Here is a 16,414-nt window from a genome sequence, read left to right on the forward strand (position 1 = left end):
AATTTGAAATATTAAGCTCTTTTCGTACCTTAGACTGGTAAAAGTGAACTGTTTTTATCCTATCCTATACCATAATGCATTAACCTTTATGAAAAAGGCTTTACTAATATTAACCATCTTTCTCTATTTGATTCCTGCCAGCAAGGCACAGGACCCGCATTTTTCGCAGTTCTTTGCCTCGCCTATGACCCTGAACCCGGCTTTTACCGGCTTGTTTTCCGGCGATTATCGTATAGCCGGCAACTATCGTTCACAGTGGAGAAGCATCGCCACCCCCTATGTTACGGGAACCCTTTCTGCCGACTTTAGCATTTTAAAGAATGTTATTTCCTATACAGATGTATGGGGCGTAGGTATTATGGCCCTGTACGATAAAACCGGCGGCGGCGCGCTGGTATCTAACTATATCGCTATCAGCACTTCTTATCATAAAGGTCTGGATCCGGAAGGAAACCATACCCTGGCTATCGGTTTACAGGGTGCGTTTATGCAAAAACGTATTGACCAGAGTAAGCTGATGTTTGAGAACCAGATAGATAATAACGGGTACAACCCTGGGCTGCCCAGCAACGAATTCCTCACCAATCCTAAAATATCTTACTTTGATCCCAACGTAGGTATATTATATAATGGCCTGGTGGGCGAAGCTTCCAATATTTACCTGGGCGCTTCCTATTATCACATTACCCAGCCTACTGAAACTTTCATGAGCCAGGATAACAACCGTTTAAGCTACCGTTATACCATACACGGTGGGGGTTCTTTCCCGGTAAATGGTTATAACCGCATACATGCCAGCGCATTGTACATGAAACAAAGCACGGCTTCTGAAACCTCTTTTGGTGCAGCCTACGGCTTTAACCTGAGCGGTGTGCCGGAAGATAACCCAACTATGTTTTACCTGGGTAGCTGGTACCGCCTGAAAGATGCTATTAACCCCTATGTAGGGTTAGAGATCGGCGGCTTTAACGTAGGCCTGACCTATGACCTGAACGTGTCTTCTCTGAAACCGGCCTCCAACTACAGGGGCGGTATGGAAATATCTGTTATTTATATTCACCGTTCCAGCGAAAACAGCAAGTATAAAACCTTGTGCCCGAAGTTCTAGTACGGCTGCTGCTGATACCATTTGGTAGGCAGCGGTTAGCGCGTGCAATGCAAATATTCTTTGAGTAAAAGCTAATTACCAGCGGCACAAAGCCGGTGGCTGAAATATTTTTATTTTCGTTCCGTTGATTTTTTAGTTATTTACGGCATTATTTATTCTGTCATACTAAAAAAGCGGACCTTGTTTTCATTCAGAGAAGTTATAGCTGCCATACAATCTTACGGAAAGGCCCATCACTTCATCACCGCCAATAAACTTTGGAAATGGATACTGTTACCCGGTATCATTTATTGTTTGTTATTTATAGCCGGTATTTATTTTGTGTGGAGCTATTCAGGTGATTTTGTGGAGTATCTTCTTGGGCTGCTGCCCCTGCGCACCTGGATCCAGGACCTGGAAAGCAGCTGGGTAAGCTTTGTTTTTATTCTTCTGGGGCTCTGCATCCGCCTTATCCTGATGCTCCTTTATTTTGCTTACTTCAAATATTTTTTCCTCATACTGGGCTCGCCCCTGTTTGCCTACCTCTCAGAAAAAACAGAAGCTATTTTACAGCACCGTGAGTTCCCTTTCAGCTGGCAGGAGTTTTTGAAAGATATGGTGCGCGGCATCCGCATATCATTCCGCAATATGGTATTCCAAACCATTACCCTGCTGCTGCTATTCCTGCTTTCCTTTATACCCATACTGGGCTGGATAACACCACTGGCAGGCTTTTTCATTGAAGCCTACTTTTACGGTTTTTCCATGATGGATTATAGCTGCGAGCGCCACCGTATGAACATGCGCCAAAGCATTATCTTCATAAAAGCGCACCGGGGTATGGCCCTGGGCAATGGCATTGTATTTTACCTGTTCATGTTCATACCTGTTATAGGCTGGGCGCTGGCGCCGTCCTACGCCGTAATAGCAGCCACTATTCACTTACAAGATAAACGCCTGTTGTAATGAGCACGCCCGGCAAAGTGTACCTGATACCCACCGTATTGAGCCCGGAGGCATTGCATACCATTCCTGCATATATTACTGCCGCCGTGCAGCCGTTACGGTTCTTTTTTGTGGAGAATGAGCGTACGGCCCGCCGCTTCCTGAAAGCGCTGGACCGTAACATTAACATTGATGCGCTGCAGCTGCACCTGATGCACGAAAACCATCCGCCGGATACGGCGCTGGCAAAAAAATTACTGCTGGAAGGTAATGACATTGGTATAATGAGTGAGGCAGGATGCCCGGCCATAGCCGATCCCGGGCATCTGGTAGTACAGGTGGCGCATAAGATCAATGCCCAGGTAATACCCATGGTAGGACCTAATTCCATTTTATTAGCTTTAATGGCGTCCGGTATGAACGGGCAGAATTTCCAGTTCACCGGTTACCTGCCGGTAAAGCCACCGGAGCGTATTAAAGCCATCCGTGAGCTGGAAGCCCTTTCCCTGAAAAAGGACCAAACGCAGATCTTTATTGAAACCCCTTATAGAAATAATCCGCTGCTGAAAGATCTGCTGGCTAACTGTAAGGACCAAACGCTGTTATGTATTGCCGCAGATATTACCGGGCCGGAGGAGTACATTCACACCAAAACGGTGAAGGAGTGGAAAGCCGCGCTGCCGGAGCTGCACAAGCGGCCTGCTATATTTTTATTGCATGCTAAATAGTTGGCAGTCCGCAGTTGGCAGTCCGGGGAGTGTAATTACAACTATATCGTTAAGCATACAGCAACACGCACATTCTATCCTCGGACGGAGGACTGTGGTCCGCTAAGGAATGGTCTGTATATTCTGCTGGTTCGTGATGGCAACAATACTATCTACTATAAACGGGCTAAAGCCACGCCAGGGAATGGCTCCCAGGTATTCTTTATAATGCAGCTCTACCAGCTTACCACTGCTGCTCATCAGCTTTTGCGCCACCTTTTCATCTACCACAGAAAATTCAAATTCATTGGACTGCAGGGAACCCGGCTGCTTGGACCGGTAGCCCGTTTGAATGAGCCGCCCTTCATAGGTTTTGAAGATATATCCCTTCTGCACAAAAAAGTTCAGCTCTCCGGCCTTTACGCCGCGGCCAAATACAAAGTAATAGCGGTAGGCAATAAACAGCGCTACAATGAGCACTATGGTACCAAAGATCAGAAGTACAAATCTGCGCATAGCTTTTTATTTGAGGTATATGAAGATAAGAAGTAAGAGGCTGACCTCTTACTTCTTCCATCGTTTATTACAGCCCGTATTTATCGATCATATACACCAGCCCAGCCATACCAAAAGCACCCAGCTCCATTTCCCGTTTATTCACGGCTTCAAACACATCATTGGTTGCATGGTGCAGGTCAAAGTACCGCTGTGAATCCGGCGCCAGCTCGCCCATTGGCGTGCCTACAGCTTCATTTAATGCGCCTACATCCGTACCGCCGCCTTCATCTTCAAAATCATATAAGCCATAGGGCAGGAACAGGGGTTTCCAGCTTATGATCTTTGCCTTTTTTTCTGCAGGCATGGTAAATGAAAAACCACGGGGTGTAAAGCCGCCGGCATCGCTTTCCAGTGCAAAAATATGATGTTCGGCAGGAGTAGCCTTGGCCACCTCCGCATACTTATTGGCGCCACGCGTACCATTTTCCTCATTCGCAAATAATACAATGCGGATGGTACGTTTAGGCCGTATGCCCAGCGCTTTGAATGCGCGGATAATTTCTATGGACTGCACGCAGCCGGTACCATCATCATGCGCGCCTTCATTCACATCCCATGAATCCAGGTGGCCGCCAATGGTAATGATCTCTTCCGGGTGCTCTGTACCGCGGATCTCTGCAATTACGTTATGGCCAATGGTATCCGGTAAAAATTTAGCGCTGGTGTGCAGGTATATTTTCATGTCCTTATCATCCTTTATGCGGTCGCTTAAGCGGTCGGCATCTTCCAGGCCAATAGCCACGGCAGGGATCCTGGGAAAGGAATCATTATAACGCATAGCACCGGTGTGCGGGAAATTATTAGCCCCGTGCGACATAGACCTTACTATTACTGCCAGCGCGCCGTATTTGGCAGCCCGGCTGGCGCCGGTGGCACGGTACATGAACGCATCGCCATAGGCATGAAAGGTTTTAATGAACGTAGGGTTAAAATGGTAGTTGTAAAAAACCACCTTCCCTTTCACATCATTCTTTTTAGCTTCCAGGTCGTCAAAAGAGCTTACTTCCAGCACCGGCGCCGTTACGCCGGCAGCGCCGCTGCCTTCTGAATTACCCAGGGCCAGCACCTGCAGGGCGGGCACAAAATCGCGGCGTTTGGAAATAATGCGTACTTCCTCCTTTTCGCCGCGTACCCAATGCGGTACCATACACTCCTGGAAATACACAGTATCTGCACCGGCAGCTTTCAGCGCTTTATAGCCCCATTGCTCTGCTTTGGGCATTTGCGGGGAGCCGGCAAGGCGGCCGCCTACCTCTTTGGTAAGTATCCTTAAATTTGCATAGGCAGTGCTATGTGTCAGCACTTCATCAGCCAGTTTGCGCAAAGTCACAGAATCGTCGGGAGAAGTTTGGGCATGCGCCACAGATATGGAAAAAGCCATTGTAATTGGCAACAGTAATCGTAGCATAAACAGGCGGATTTTTGCGCTAAAACTAACTAATTCGCACTGTTATTACAAATAAATGGCTAAGCGGTAAAGGGCAAATGAATTTTGTAAAGTACCTTAGCGGGGCAGAATGCGACAGAGCAGAAAGCAGAAAGCAGAAAGCAGAAAGCAGAAAGCAGAAAGCTCAGAGCGAAAGGCGCAAAGCATCAGGCACAAAAGTTACTTAAGGTAAAAGGTGAAAAGCTTTACGCTTTTTGCTTTCAGCTTTAAGCTCTTCAAAAAACTGTAATTCCCATGCGTATAGGAATAGTATGTTATCCTACCTACGGAGGTAGTGGTGTATTGGCAACGGAGCTGGGCAAGGCCCTGGCAGATAAGGGACATATGGTGCATTTCATCACCTATCAGCAACCGGTACGCCTCAACGCTTTTCACGCAAACATATATTATCACGAAGTACAGGTACCTACCTATCCCCTGTTTGATTTTCCGCCCTACGAATCAGCGCTCAGCAGCACGATGGTAGATGTGATCATGAACCACCAGCTGGACCTGCTGCATGTGCATTACGCCATACCGCACGCCAGCACGGCCTACCTGGCCAAACAGATTGTGGGCAAGCAGGGCCGCGTGGTGCCTTTTATCACCACCCTGCACGGTACGGATATTACACTGGTAGGTAAAGACAAGACCTATGCACCGGTGGTTACCTTTTCCATTAACGAATCTGATGCTATTACCGCAGTGTCCAACAACCTGCGGGAAGAAACCTATAAGTATTTCCAGATAGAGAAAGATATTGAGGTGATCTACAACTTTGTAGATATTGAACGCTTCAAACGCCGCAGCCTGCCGCATTTCCGCCAGGCTGTTGCACCTAACGGCGAAAAGGTGCTGCTGCACGTTTCCAACTTCCGTAAAGTAAAACGGGTGCCGGATGTGATCAAGATCTTCCAGCAGGTACGCGCACAGCTGCCTTCCAAATTGCTGCTGGTAGGCGACGGCCCCGACCGTCCTACTATTGAATGCATGTGTCGTGACCTGGGTATTTGTGACGATGTACGTTTTGTAGGCAAGCAGGAGCAGCTGGAGGATATTATGTCTATCAGCGACTTATTTGTACTCCCCTCTGAATATGAAAGTTTTGGTTTAGCCGCCCTGGAAGCAATGGCTTCTGAAGTGCCGGTACTTTCTTCTGATGCCGGCGGCCTGCCGGAAGTAAATATACAGGGCGTTACCGGTTTCCTGAGCCCTGTGGGCGATGTGGACGGTATGGCCCGTCATGCCATTGACCTGCTATCGAATGAGGCGCTGCTGGCAACCGTTCGCAAAGGAGCCCTGGAACAGGCGCAGCGTTTTCACATTAACAATATTGTACCGCAGTATGAAGCGTTGTATGAGCGTGTGCGGGAAAGAGCATTATTAGCTATTAGCCTTTAGCTATTAGCTGTTGGCTGTTGACCCCAATATTAAAAGTTAATAGCTAAAAGCTAATGGCTAAAAGCTAAAAGCTAAAGGCTAATAGCTATTTTCTCACCTTCTCATGATCCAGATCTCAGGATTTTGTTTCACTACGCCTTTATAGATCTGTAGTTCCACTTCACCCTGGTTTTCTATATCGTTGGTGCTGGCAGTGCCTATCATCTGGCCGGTACGTACCTTATCACCGGTTTTTACACTTACGGTTTGCAGGCGTACATAGTTGGTAAAGTATTGCCCATGGCGGATCATCACCACATAACCGCTTCCCGGTATCACCATTACCCTTCTTACCTCTCCTTCAAAAATGGTTTTCACGGCGGCTCCTTTGGAAGTGGCTATGATAATACCATCATTCTCCACATCGATCTTTTCCACTACTGCATGGTGCTGGCGGCCAAAGTGGCCAATAACGTTACCATTGCTTACCGGCCAGGGGAGCTTGCCACGATTGTTCTCAAAGCTTTCTGACAGGGCCAGGGCTTCAGGCGTAGCTTCCAGCACATTCGCGCTGCGGGAAGGCGCGGGCGCCGGGCGTTCCGGTTCCGGTGCTTTCGGCGTTTCCTTAACCGGCGGCGGAGTGGTAGCTACATTATTGTTATTATTGTTGGCGGCCGCCGCGGCAGCTGCAGCAGCAGCAGCGGCTTTGCGGGCAGCTTCATCCCGTTTGCGTTTTTCTTCCACGGCTTTTTTGCGGGCCACTTCTTCAGCTTCCGCTTTGCGGCGCTCCTCTTCAATTTCACGGCGTATTACCGCACGTATGGCGGCCTGCACGTTCTGCGCATCCTTTTTCCGTTTATTAATATCTTCTACCAGCTCTTTTTCACGGCCTTTCAGCTTGTTAAACACTTCATCCTGCTCCTTCCGGTCCTTTTCCAGTGTTTGCCGCTCATCCTGCTCGCTCTTCAGCGCATCTGCACGTTTCTCCTTTTGTGATTGCAGGCTTTCTATTTTGCGGTTCAGCAGCTCCTGTGTTTCTACTATGTTGGAGGCCTGCCGGTGCCGGTATTCCCGGTATTGTTTCAGGTAGGCATAACGGCGGATGGCGTCATTAAAATTCTGGGCAGAGAACACGAAGTTGATCATGTCGTACGTGCTGCGGTTCTTGTACGCATATACTACCAGCTGGGCGTACTGCGCCTTCAGGGTATCCAGGTCTTTCTGCAAAGTTTTTACATCGCGGTAAGCGCCGTTAATATCCCCGTTTATAAAGTTGATCTCTTCGTTAATATTGTTGATTAGGCGGGAGCGCAGCATAATCTTATTACGCAGGGCCCGTAGCTGGCCCATACTTTCGCGGGTAGAGCGTTTGGTTTCCTTCAGCGCTTCATTGGCTTCATCTATTTCTTTCTGCAGCTCCCTTTTCCGGCGCTCCAGCTCCTCCCGTGTGGGTTGCTGATTCTGATTACTCTGCGCGTGTAATACCGCAGGTGCTAACCATATAAAAAGCATGAACGGAATAAGCTTCTTCAGATACAACATGATCGATTTAGAATGTCTGCAAAAATTTCTATGAAGGCTAAAGTTAATTTACAAATCTTAAAAACCAATATATTAGTCAGGCTTATTCCCTGCTATATGATGCAGGTATGTTAAATGGAAAGGATTGTGGCTGGTTAAACTCCATTTTAGAAAAGTCCATTGCCACCCGGGTAACGTTCTTTTCCTCAATGAACACGCGGCGCACAAAGGGCACCTTATGGCCTTCTACCTCTTTATACTCGCCATAGGTAAGCTCGCAGGAGCGGTTACGGCTGCTGTCCTTGTCCATTACCTTACTTTGCTGCAGCTGAAAATCATCTGCAAACACATTAAACAGGCTGGTGTACATGGTGGTATCACAGCTGAAAGATATAATGGCAGGGGTTTTTACCACCTGGTAAATAGAATCGGTCAGGAACAGCGGGTTGCCAATGATCAGATCCTGCAGGGTGGTAAAATCAAAAGGAAGGTTCAGCAGGTCTTTGGCATCACTCAGCGCGCGCAGGAACACGCGTTTGTTAAACTTATCATATGCCTTCAGGCTGTCAGGTGTAATAACGGCCCTGGCTACTTCTCCAATTACAGGGGCTGATACGGAGATCCAGATAATGCTGTCCTTCAGCATACGGATATTGGTGCTGATGTTCTGCTGCTTTTGCTTATCGCTCTCAAAATCTACCTTCAGCTTACCGGAAAATGTATGGAAGTCAATATGATTTTTGTGAATGCCGGCCAGCAGATTACGGTTAAACTCCATGCTGGCTGCGGAAGCAGTGCTGTCTGTAGCACTAACATGACCGGTGTCTGATACCGGGAAGCTGGTACGGGCTAACTGCCGCGTATGTCTGCACGACACGAATATTATACAGGTGATGCCTAATAAAATGATTTGCTTCATAAGTCCAATTACGCTGAGTGCTTTATGCTAAACGCTGAACGCTTTCTGCGTTATGCCTTTAGCGTTATGCGTCCGGCATTAAGCGTTAAGCCTTAAGCCTAACTATAAGTCAATATACCGTTTTTCAGCAATTTTCCTGGCCAGCCCTACGGAAGAAGCGCCCTTCTCCTTAGCCCGCTGCCAGTACTCCAGTGCCTTTGCAACATCTTTCAGGTTAAATAAAATATCTCCGTAATGCTCCAGCACACTTGGATCTTTCTGAGCTTCCGGGTCCTGCAGGGCTTTCTCTATCCACTCCTTTGCATCCTCATATTTACCCTGGCGGAACAGGATCCATGCATAGGTATCCATATAGGTAGCGCTGCCCGGCTGCAGCTCCAGGGAGCGGTGCGACATTTGCGCTGCTTTTTCCAGCTGCTCGCCCCGCATAGACAGGTAGTAGCTGTAGTTGTTCAGTACCATGGCATCATCCGGCCGCAGTATCAGCGCCCGCTCATAGCTACTGTCCGACTGCTGGTGCTGCCCCAGGGCGTGATAGGAATCGCCCAGCAGGGAGTACACATCACCCATAAAACGTTTATCGCCGCTGCCCAGTGTCAGCGCCTTGTTCAGGGATCTGATGGCATCCGGGAACTGCTGCAGCATATAAGTAGCTACGCCTTTAAAGTAAAAACCCATGAACTCTTCCGGAAAACGTTGTGTAACCACGGTGCTGGCTTTCAGCAGCTCCTTGGTTTCATCTTTACGGGAGTAGATCCACATCAGCTGGTACCACACAGAAAAGCGGGTAGAGTCCAGGCTAATGGCTTTGTTATAATCGTTGAGCGCACTGTCCAGCATATCGGCCTGGGAGTACATGTCAGCTTCCAGGGCATATGCCTTGGCCTCTGTGGGATGGGCCCGTATTACCAGGCGGGTAAGCTGCAGGCCTTCTTTCAGCTTGGAGCTGTCCAGCGTCATCATTTGCAGGTACGGATATACGAACGCTACTTTTTCATCAATGCTGTAATCCGGGTTGGCAAATGCTTTGGTAAGGTATTCCCAGTACACGGTGCTATCCCCGCGCTGTTTGGCGTAATTGGCCAGGGCTATCAGGGAGCGGGCGTTGTTGGGATCTTTGGTAAGAATAGTATCGTAAATACCGGTGGCTTCCTGCACCCGGTCGTTGGCATCATATACATCGGCCAGCAGCTGGTAGTAACGTACTTCTGCCGGGTTCTGGTCGATCAGCTTCCGTATTTCCGCGGCAGCTTCCTCTACCTTGCTTTGTTTTAGCAGCAGGCGCTGCTTCTGGTACACCAGCTCCTCTACTATGCCCGTCTTTTCCTCCAGCTTATCAAATACGGCCAGGGCTTCGTCTGTTTTACCGGCTTTGCTTAGCAGCATGGCTTTGTTAAACAGGTAATCCTCGCTTTCGGGATACTGCCGGCTCAGGCGGTCGTATACCACGGCGGCGCTGTCAAACATTTGGTTCATACCCAGCGCATCGGCCAGGGCCAGCTGAAACCAGCGGTTGGTAGTATCCATGGCTGCTGCCCGGCGTGCAAAGCCCAGCGCGTAGGAAGGGTTGTTCACCTCCATAAAAAGGCGTGACAACTCGTAAAATACGGTTGGATTTTGCCGGTTCAGGCGCAGGTAATCGGAAAATTGGGTGATAGCGGTTTTATAGTCGCCCAGCATTTTGGAGCGCTGTGCGGCAAAGAACAAACTGTCTGACCGCTGCTGTATAATGGTAGGATCTTTTATTGCACGCACATTCCCGGTAGCCGTGTGTTTTGTACTACTGCACGCGCCCCAGGTAAGGGCGCATCCTAATCCTATAACGGTAATCAATACACGCATTCCTCAGGATTTTCCCGTGTGACCGAAACCACCATGCCCGCGGTCTGTTGTTGTTAATATCTCTACTGCTGCCAGGGTTACCCGGGTTACGGGTGCAATGACCATTTGCGCAATACGGTCGCCGGGAGCGATGGTTTGTGGTTCGTTGGACAGGTTGATGATAATCACCTTGATCTCGCCCCGGTAGTCGGCATCAATAGTGCCCGGGGTATTGAGCAGGGTAAGCCCCTGTTTAATGGCCAAGCCGCTGCGGGGCCTTAATTGTGCCTCATAACCTTCCGGCAGTTCCATAAATAAACCGGTAGGGATCAGCGACCTTTCCAGCGGTTGCAGCGTCATTGCTGTTTCCAGGTGCGCCCGCAGGTCCATTCCTGCTGCATCGGCAGTGGCATAGGATGGTAGCTCATTGGCCGACCGGTTAATGATCTTTACTATTATTTCAGCCATTTGACAAAGATAGCATTAATGGTCAATAGTCGATGGTTCAGGGTCCATGGACTACCATTTTTAACAATTACGAATTAGTCAATTACGAATTACGAATTGAGTAGTACGTTTATTATGTAGTCCGGGAAAAAGCTGGTTAAAGGTTAGCTGGGGATAATAGGATTAATGATTAATTACCTGATACTCAAAATAATTCACGCCATTTCCGTGAACAACAATCCATCCGAAATGCCCAGTTCGTAATTTGTAATTGACTAATTCGTAATTAAACGCCCGCTTCCAGCAGCACGCTGGCCAGCGCCACCACCCCTTCTTCCCGGCCTACAAAGCCCAGCTTTTCCGTGGTGGTAGCTTTAATGGATACATCGTCCACGGTAAGGTGCAGAATGCCGGCTATGGCCTCCCGCATTTGTGGCACATAAGGTTTTATTTTGGGCGCCTGCAGGCACAGGGTGCTGTCTATATTCACCACCTGGTAGCCTTTTTCTGCAATCAGCTCAGCGCAGCGGGCCAGCAGGATCTTGCTGTCAATATTTTTATAGGTATTGTCCGTGTCCGGGAAGTGTACGCCAATATCCCCCAGGCTTAATGCGCCCAGCATGGCATCACAAATGGCGTGCAGCAGCACATCTGCATCGCTGTGGCCTAACGCGCCTTTATGGTGCGGCACCAATACGCCGCCCAGCCAAAAGTCGCGCCCTTCTGTAAGTTGATGAAAATCTATGCCTTGTCCTATACGTATCTTAGCCATGAATAGTTATTACCAGTTACTGGCGCTGCCGCTATCCCCCTCATTCCTGGTAAGGTCAAAGGTCAGGGTAAAGCGCAGGGTGTTGGAAAGCGGGTTCCGTTGAATACCGGTACCAGAGGGTACCAGGTAAGAGAAGTTCAGGCCAAATACATCGTACTTAATGCCTATACCGGCTGTGAAATATTTACGGTTGCCTTTGTATTTATTCTCATTATAATAACCGGCGCGTACGGCAAACATGTTGTTATACCAGTACTCTGCACCTAAAGAGAACATCAGCTCCTTCAGCTCTTCGCTGAAGCCGCCCGGCGCATCACCAAAAGAGGTGAAAATGGATTCAACCACGCCTTTATCGCGGTAAGCGCCGCTGCTGTCCGGGGTGGGCACCAGCAGCTTATTAATATCCAGGGCAAAGGTTACTTTATTGTATTCATCCAGGCCCAGGGTGTAGGCAGTGCCTAAACCAAGGTTGGTGGGAATAAAGTCTTTGTATTGGGCAGATTGGGTGTAGGATATTTTAGTACCTACGTTCGTAATGGCCAGGCCTACATTCCAGGTGTTCACACGGCCATCATCCTTCTCATAATCTTTCGTGTAAAAGAGTGATACATCGCCGGCAAATGCTTTACCGGGGCGTATTACACGGCCATTGATATCGCCATTGGCCAGGTTGGAGTAAATATAGCGGAGGGCTACGCCTACGGAAAAGTTATCGGATAATTTACGGGCATAACCTGCATCAAAAGCCAGCTCACGCGGACGGTAATCGTATGTGGGCGTACCGGTAATATCTGTAAAGTTGATGGTACCTAAAGAAAAGTAACGCAGTGAAGCGCCTACAGCCTCCAGGTCATTCAGCTTATAATAACCGCTGAGGTTAGCCAGGAACACATCGTTCACCAGCTCTTTTAACCAGGGGGTATACGTAACAGATACAGATGAATTAGCGGTGGCAAAAGGCAGCTTGGACAGGTTCCAGTAATTGGAGTTAGCGTCGGGCGAAAGGGCTACACCTACATCGCCCATAGCGCCGCTCCTTGCGTCAGGGGAGATCCGTAGGAACGGTACGGCAGTATTAATGGTATTAGTACGGCCGTCTATATCACCAGTGCCGATCTGGGCTGAGGTCTTTAAACTGATGACTGTGCAGTATACGAACACAAGGCTCAATGTTACCTTACGGATCATGTAATTTCTATATTTGGAACGAGGTGTAAAAATAATGCCTAATTTATAATAATCAAGAAAATGGGGCAGGCCAGGGATGCTGAAATTAATGTTTTTTTGCATAGGTTTTAAAATAAGATCAGTTTTCCTCCTGAAATTTTAGTTTTTAGTTTAGTGCTGACAGTCAACCTGTAAAAGTAAATTCCAGGTGGTAGTTTAGCTCCGGAGTCGGCAGTACCATTCCAAAGCATGCCATCATAACGGTTACCAGTTGCATTTATTGTTTGCCGCTTCGTTTTTACCAGCTGGCCAGACACGGTAAAAACCTGCAAGGTAACATCCATTTCCTGTCCCTGCTGATTATGTGTAAAAAAGAATCTTGTTTCTGTGGTGAACGGGTTAGGATAGTTGCCTACATCCTGTACCTCCAGGGTACCTGCGCCTGCCACCACAAACTGCAAAGTAACCGTGGTAGAGTTATTATATGTATCCCATGCCTTAATGGTAAGGGTATGCGGCCCTTCCGTTAAATTATAGAAGGGAAAACGGATGGCGCCTGCCCGGTAATTGTTCAGCGCAGCGGTATAAAAGTCATTCAGCACAAAATACTGGCTGGCCGTATCCAGCACCGCTATCATATCATGACCAATGCCGTAACCGGAAGTATTAATACCGCTGCTGTCATACAGGTTTACCAGCAGCACCGGGTTGGGCCCCGTAATACCGCCGTTGCGGAATAATTCGGTATCCATAAAAGCCTGTACCTGCGGCCCGGTAGTATCCTGCGGGGCATTGGCTGCAGTACCGCCCACCTGGTAGCCATCAAAATACCCTCCAGCATCTGCCTGCTCATTAGCTGCATAATAGCTGATCTTACCGGCGCCGGGTTTATAATCAATATCGTTGGGCACAATAAAGGTGAAGCTGAACTGCCCGTTCTGGATGCTTTGCTGGCCGCGGAACAGCACCTGCTGCTGCAGGGTATAATCTGCCGGCTGGCTGCCCGCATCATTACCACGGGTACGCAGGGTTACGGGTTTATCATACACCGCTACATCCAGCTGGCCGTTAAAGCCGGCCAGAGGCTGGCCCTGCTCATCTTCCAGGTGGCCTTTTACCACATATTTTCCCAGGGCTTTCAGGGTATCTGTTACCTGTGTAACATCCTGCCCGTTAATGGAGTCTGTAACCACGTGGTACCGGGGAAAGGCTAACGTTAACGCCGGATCGCCCAGCAGCTGGAACTTGCGGTTATTGGCTATATCACTGTAATTGGTATAGGTAAGGTTCTTACCCAGCATGGCTGCTTCTCCAAGGCTGGGCATATGCCCGTTGGCCAAAGGCGTAAAGGCCATTTGCAGGTAGTTGGTATTCATAACCCGGTTGGAGTAGGCAAATACGGCCCGCGTAGTGGTCATCAGCGCAATGGCGCCACCGGTTGGCTGCAGCACCAGCTGCTCACCCAGGGAGTTATAGGCCGGGTTGTCAAAAGGCGCAAAATCGCAGGTAGCAGTGATCATCAGCGGCAGGTGCTGCGCATTATTCCAGTTTTTAATGGTGCTGCCATCTACCACCACTTCCTCCGCCAGGCGCGAGTAGCTGCCATGGCCGGTGTAATTCCATACCAGGTTGCCGGTGCTCATCTGCCGCTGTATTTCGCTGTTCACGGCCGGGTAGCGGCTGCCGCCCGCGGATGGTACTTTAGGATAGGCATCCAGGTAGATCTTATCCGGAATGCCCTGGCGCCAGGTTTGGGCAGCCATACCGCTTACTTCCTCTGCATCCTGCAGGTGCAGATTATTGTCCCCGTCATCTGCCACAAAGGTGAGGTGATTGCGCCAGGGGCCGAAGTTTGCCGGGTTATGGTAACCCATTATCTTATCTACCACCTGCTGGGCCTGGGCGGCTGTTTGCACAGGCAGGCGGCCAATGGCAATATCCAGCAGGTTACGTGTATTAATGTCCGTTATGTTATCCGCATCATCCAGGAAACCAAAGAAATCATCAGATGGGTAGGAGTTTATAAAATCCAGCGAGGCATCGCTTTCCCAGGTGGGCACCAGGTTGGTGTTGGCGTTTATGCGGTGGCGGTAGTCGAAAGAAGCATCGCCAAACAGCAATAAATAACGCGGCCCTTTGCCATTACCTCCTGCACGATCGTAGAACATTTTCACAAAATCACGTATAGCCGTGGGATCAGGTGTGCCGGAAGCAAATTCATTATAAATATCCGGCACCAGGGCTACCTGTACCTGCAGCTGGTCATGGGCGGTATGGTAAGCTGCCAGGCGGTCTGCTGCTGCTTTTAAGGCCGGCGTAGTAATAATGAGCATATCTGCGGCTGCGCTGCCGTGCAGGTCCTGGTTAGGCACTGTGCCTGCAAAGGCCGGCTGCGGCATTTGGGCAGGGTCAAAGGCTACATATTCCCGCAGGGTGGCTGCATCCCGCATAAACTGCAGCTGGCTGCCGCTGCGCTGCACCGGTATAGCCACCGGCGTGCTGGTATTGGTAAGCTCCCATATTGCGGTGCCGGCGCCTGCATTATTCAGGGTAAAGCGCCCGGTAGCGCCGGGGCCTGTGCTTACTGCATCCCGGAAAAAGAGCGGGCCCTGGGACGGCAGGGTAAGGGGGCAGCGGGCCTGCAGCTCCACATAATCCAGCCAGCCCTGGTCGCCGTTACCGGCAATGTATTGCAGGCCTACCTGCAGCTGGGCGCTGTTCACATTCACATTAAAAGCGCCATAGGCAGCGGTGGCAAAGGCTTCAAATATATTTCCGCTCACCGGGTTTAAATTCAGGCTGCCGGCGGCGGCCTGGTTCACTGTAATATCAAAACGGCTGCCGCTGCTGCGGGCAGCAGCCCGGGCGCGTACCTGCACCTGGGCGGCAGCTGCGGGTAAGGTAAAATCTATACTGCGGGTAAGCGTGCCGCCGGGTGCATTATTAAACACCGGGCCCCACCACTGTTTGCCGCTGCTTACCAGGTTCACACTATCCTTTTCATAAAAAGCACGGTAGTCAAAAGCCGTAACATCCACCGTAGGTGCGGGTGGTGTGGCATTATCCGTAGAAATACGCCGGCCGTTACCGCCAATACCCAGGAAATACCAGGCCGTATCACTATACAAATTATACTGGTGGGTAAAGGTGCGGCCGGCAGAGTTATACACCCAGCCATGCGGGCCGGGGGCATAAAACAGCACATAGTCGTTCCCGTTCAGCAGGCCATCGCCCCCGTCTGATACTTCCAGGGCCAGCTCCGGCAGGTCGTCTGCCCGGGGCAGGCTGTTATTTTCCGGTAGCAGCTGCCCCCCGCTTCCAAAAATGCGTATGTTATTGGAAGACAACGATTGTGTATTGATCCCCATGCTATTGAGCTGGGATACCGGGATCTTATAAATACCGGGTTGGGTAACCGCCAGCTTGTACCAGGTACCGGTGGCCAATACGGAATGGGAAGCATAGGTGCGCTGCGCATGTGCCGGTAACCAGGCACTACACAACAGCAAAAGCAGCAGGCAATACAGCTTCATAAGGGTTTTATTATGGATACGGAGGCCGTATGCCCCGTAAATTTAATAAACCGGCGACACAAAGTGCAAATAACCCCTTGACAGACAAACCGGTTTGTAGTAAATTTAAGGGCCAAACCATTACAAATTAA

Annotated in this window: 13 protein-coding genes; 4 read left to right on the plus strand and 9 right to left on the minus strand. The window is 49.6% G+C overall.

The features are described 5' to 3' along the window. Positions 1–88: 88 nt before the first annotated feature. From BMZ54_RS29770 to BMZ54_RS29780, 3 genes are all read left to right on the plus strand, one after another. Positions 89–1,108, plus strand: coding sequence for a PorP/SprF family type IX secretion system membrane protein (locus BMZ54_RS29770; protein WP_143081181.1), 1,020 nt, complete (start codon positions 89–91; stop codon positions 1,106–1,108). Between the two features lie 180 nt (positions 1,109–1,288). Next, on the plus strand, positions 1,289–2,053 hold the full coding sequence (locus BMZ54_RS29775; protein ID WP_089920435.1) for an EI24 domain-containing protein: 765 nt from the start codon (positions 1,289–1,291) through the stop codon (positions 2,051–2,053). Further along, positions 2,053–2,760: an SAM-dependent methyltransferase gene (locus BMZ54_RS29780; protein WP_089920437.1), complete on the plus strand. Its 708-nt coding sequence runs from the start codon at positions 2,053–2,055 to the stop codon at positions 2,758–2,760. The genes BMZ54_RS29775 and BMZ54_RS29780 overlap by 1 nt, the downstream gene beginning before the upstream one ends. A 102-nt stretch (positions 2,761–2,862) precedes the next feature. Here BMZ54_RS29780 and BMZ54_RS29785 read toward each other — a convergent pair whose 3' ends face one another. Both BMZ54_RS29785 and BMZ54_RS29790 read right to left on the minus strand, forming a co-directional pair. After that, entirely contained in the window at positions 2,863–3,255 is a 393-nt protein-coding gene (locus BMZ54_RS29785) for a hypothetical protein (protein ID WP_089920439.1), read from the minus strand. A 67-nt stretch (positions 3,256–3,322) separates the two neighbouring features. Continuing rightward, positions 3,323–4,705 carry a M20/M25/M40 family metallo-hydrolase gene (locus BMZ54_RS29790; protein ID WP_089920441.1) on the minus strand — a complete coding sequence of 461 codons (1,383 nt, stop codon included), beginning with the start codon at positions 4,703–4,705 and terminating at the stop codon, positions 3,323–3,325. A gap of 273 nt (positions 4,706–4,978) precedes the next feature. On the opposite strand from BMZ54_RS29790, the gene bshA reads away from it, so the two are divergent. After that, on the plus strand, positions 4,979–6,124 hold the full coding sequence (gene bshA, locus BMZ54_RS29795) for an N-acetyl-alpha-D-glucosaminyl L-malate synthase BshA (protein WP_089920443.1): 1,146 nt from the start codon (positions 4,979–4,981) through the stop codon (positions 6,122–6,124). 93 nt (positions 6,125–6,217) lie between these two features. Here bshA and BMZ54_RS29800 read toward each other — a convergent pair whose 3' ends face one another. The 7 genes from BMZ54_RS29800 to porU all read right to left on the minus strand — a co-directional run bounded on the left by BMZ54_RS29800 (position 6,218) and on the right by porU (position 16,283). After that, entirely contained in the window at positions 6,218–7,645 is a 1,428-nt protein-coding gene (locus BMZ54_RS29800) for a murein hydrolase activator EnvC family protein (protein ID WP_089920445.1), read from the minus strand. A gap of 82 nt (positions 7,646–7,727) precedes the next feature. Further along, positions 7,728–8,543: a lipoprotein insertase outer membrane protein LolB1 gene (locus BMZ54_RS29805; protein WP_089920447.1), complete on the minus strand. Its 816-nt coding sequence runs from the start codon at positions 8,541–8,543 to the stop codon at positions 7,728–7,730. 102 nt (positions 8,544–8,645) lie between these two features. Beyond that, the gene (locus BMZ54_RS29810; protein WP_089920449.1) at positions 8,646–10,385 is read right to left on the minus strand and encodes a tetratricopeptide repeat protein; all 1,740 of its coding nucleotides are present in this window, start codon (positions 10,383–10,385) and stop codon (positions 8,646–8,648) included. Between the two features lie 3 nt (positions 10,386–10,388). Next, positions 10,389–10,832, minus strand: coding sequence for a dUTP diphosphatase (gene dut / locus BMZ54_RS29815; RefSeq protein ID WP_089920450.1), 444 nt, complete (start codon positions 10,830–10,832; stop codon positions 10,389–10,391). Between the two features lie 265 nt (positions 10,833–11,097). Further along, positions 11,098–11,583 carry a 2-C-methyl-D-erythritol 2,4-cyclodiphosphate synthase gene (gene ispF / locus BMZ54_RS29820; protein WP_089920452.1) on the minus strand — a complete coding sequence of 162 codons (486 nt, stop codon included), beginning with the start codon at positions 11,581–11,583 and terminating at the stop codon, positions 11,098–11,100. Positions 11,584–11,592: 9 nt separating this feature from the next. After that, positions 11,593–12,771, minus strand: a complete 1,179-nt coding sequence (gene porV, locus BMZ54_RS29825) for a type IX secretion system outer membrane channel protein PorV (RefSeq protein WP_089920527.1) — start codon at positions 12,769–12,771, stop codon at positions 11,593–11,595. 107 nt (positions 12,772–12,878) lie between these two features. After that, positions 12,879–16,283 (minus strand): type IX secretion system sortase PorU, encoded by a 3,405-nt coding sequence (gene porU / locus BMZ54_RS29830; RefSeq protein WP_089920454.1) that lies wholly within the window; start codon positions 16,281–16,283, stop codon positions 12,879–12,881. Positions 16,284–16,414 lie beyond the last annotated feature (131 nt).

The organism is Chitinophaga rupis, from assembly GCF_900109685.1.
Lineage (GTDB): Bacteria > Bacteroidota > Bacteroidia > Chitinophagales > Chitinophagaceae > Chitinophaga > Chitinophaga rupis.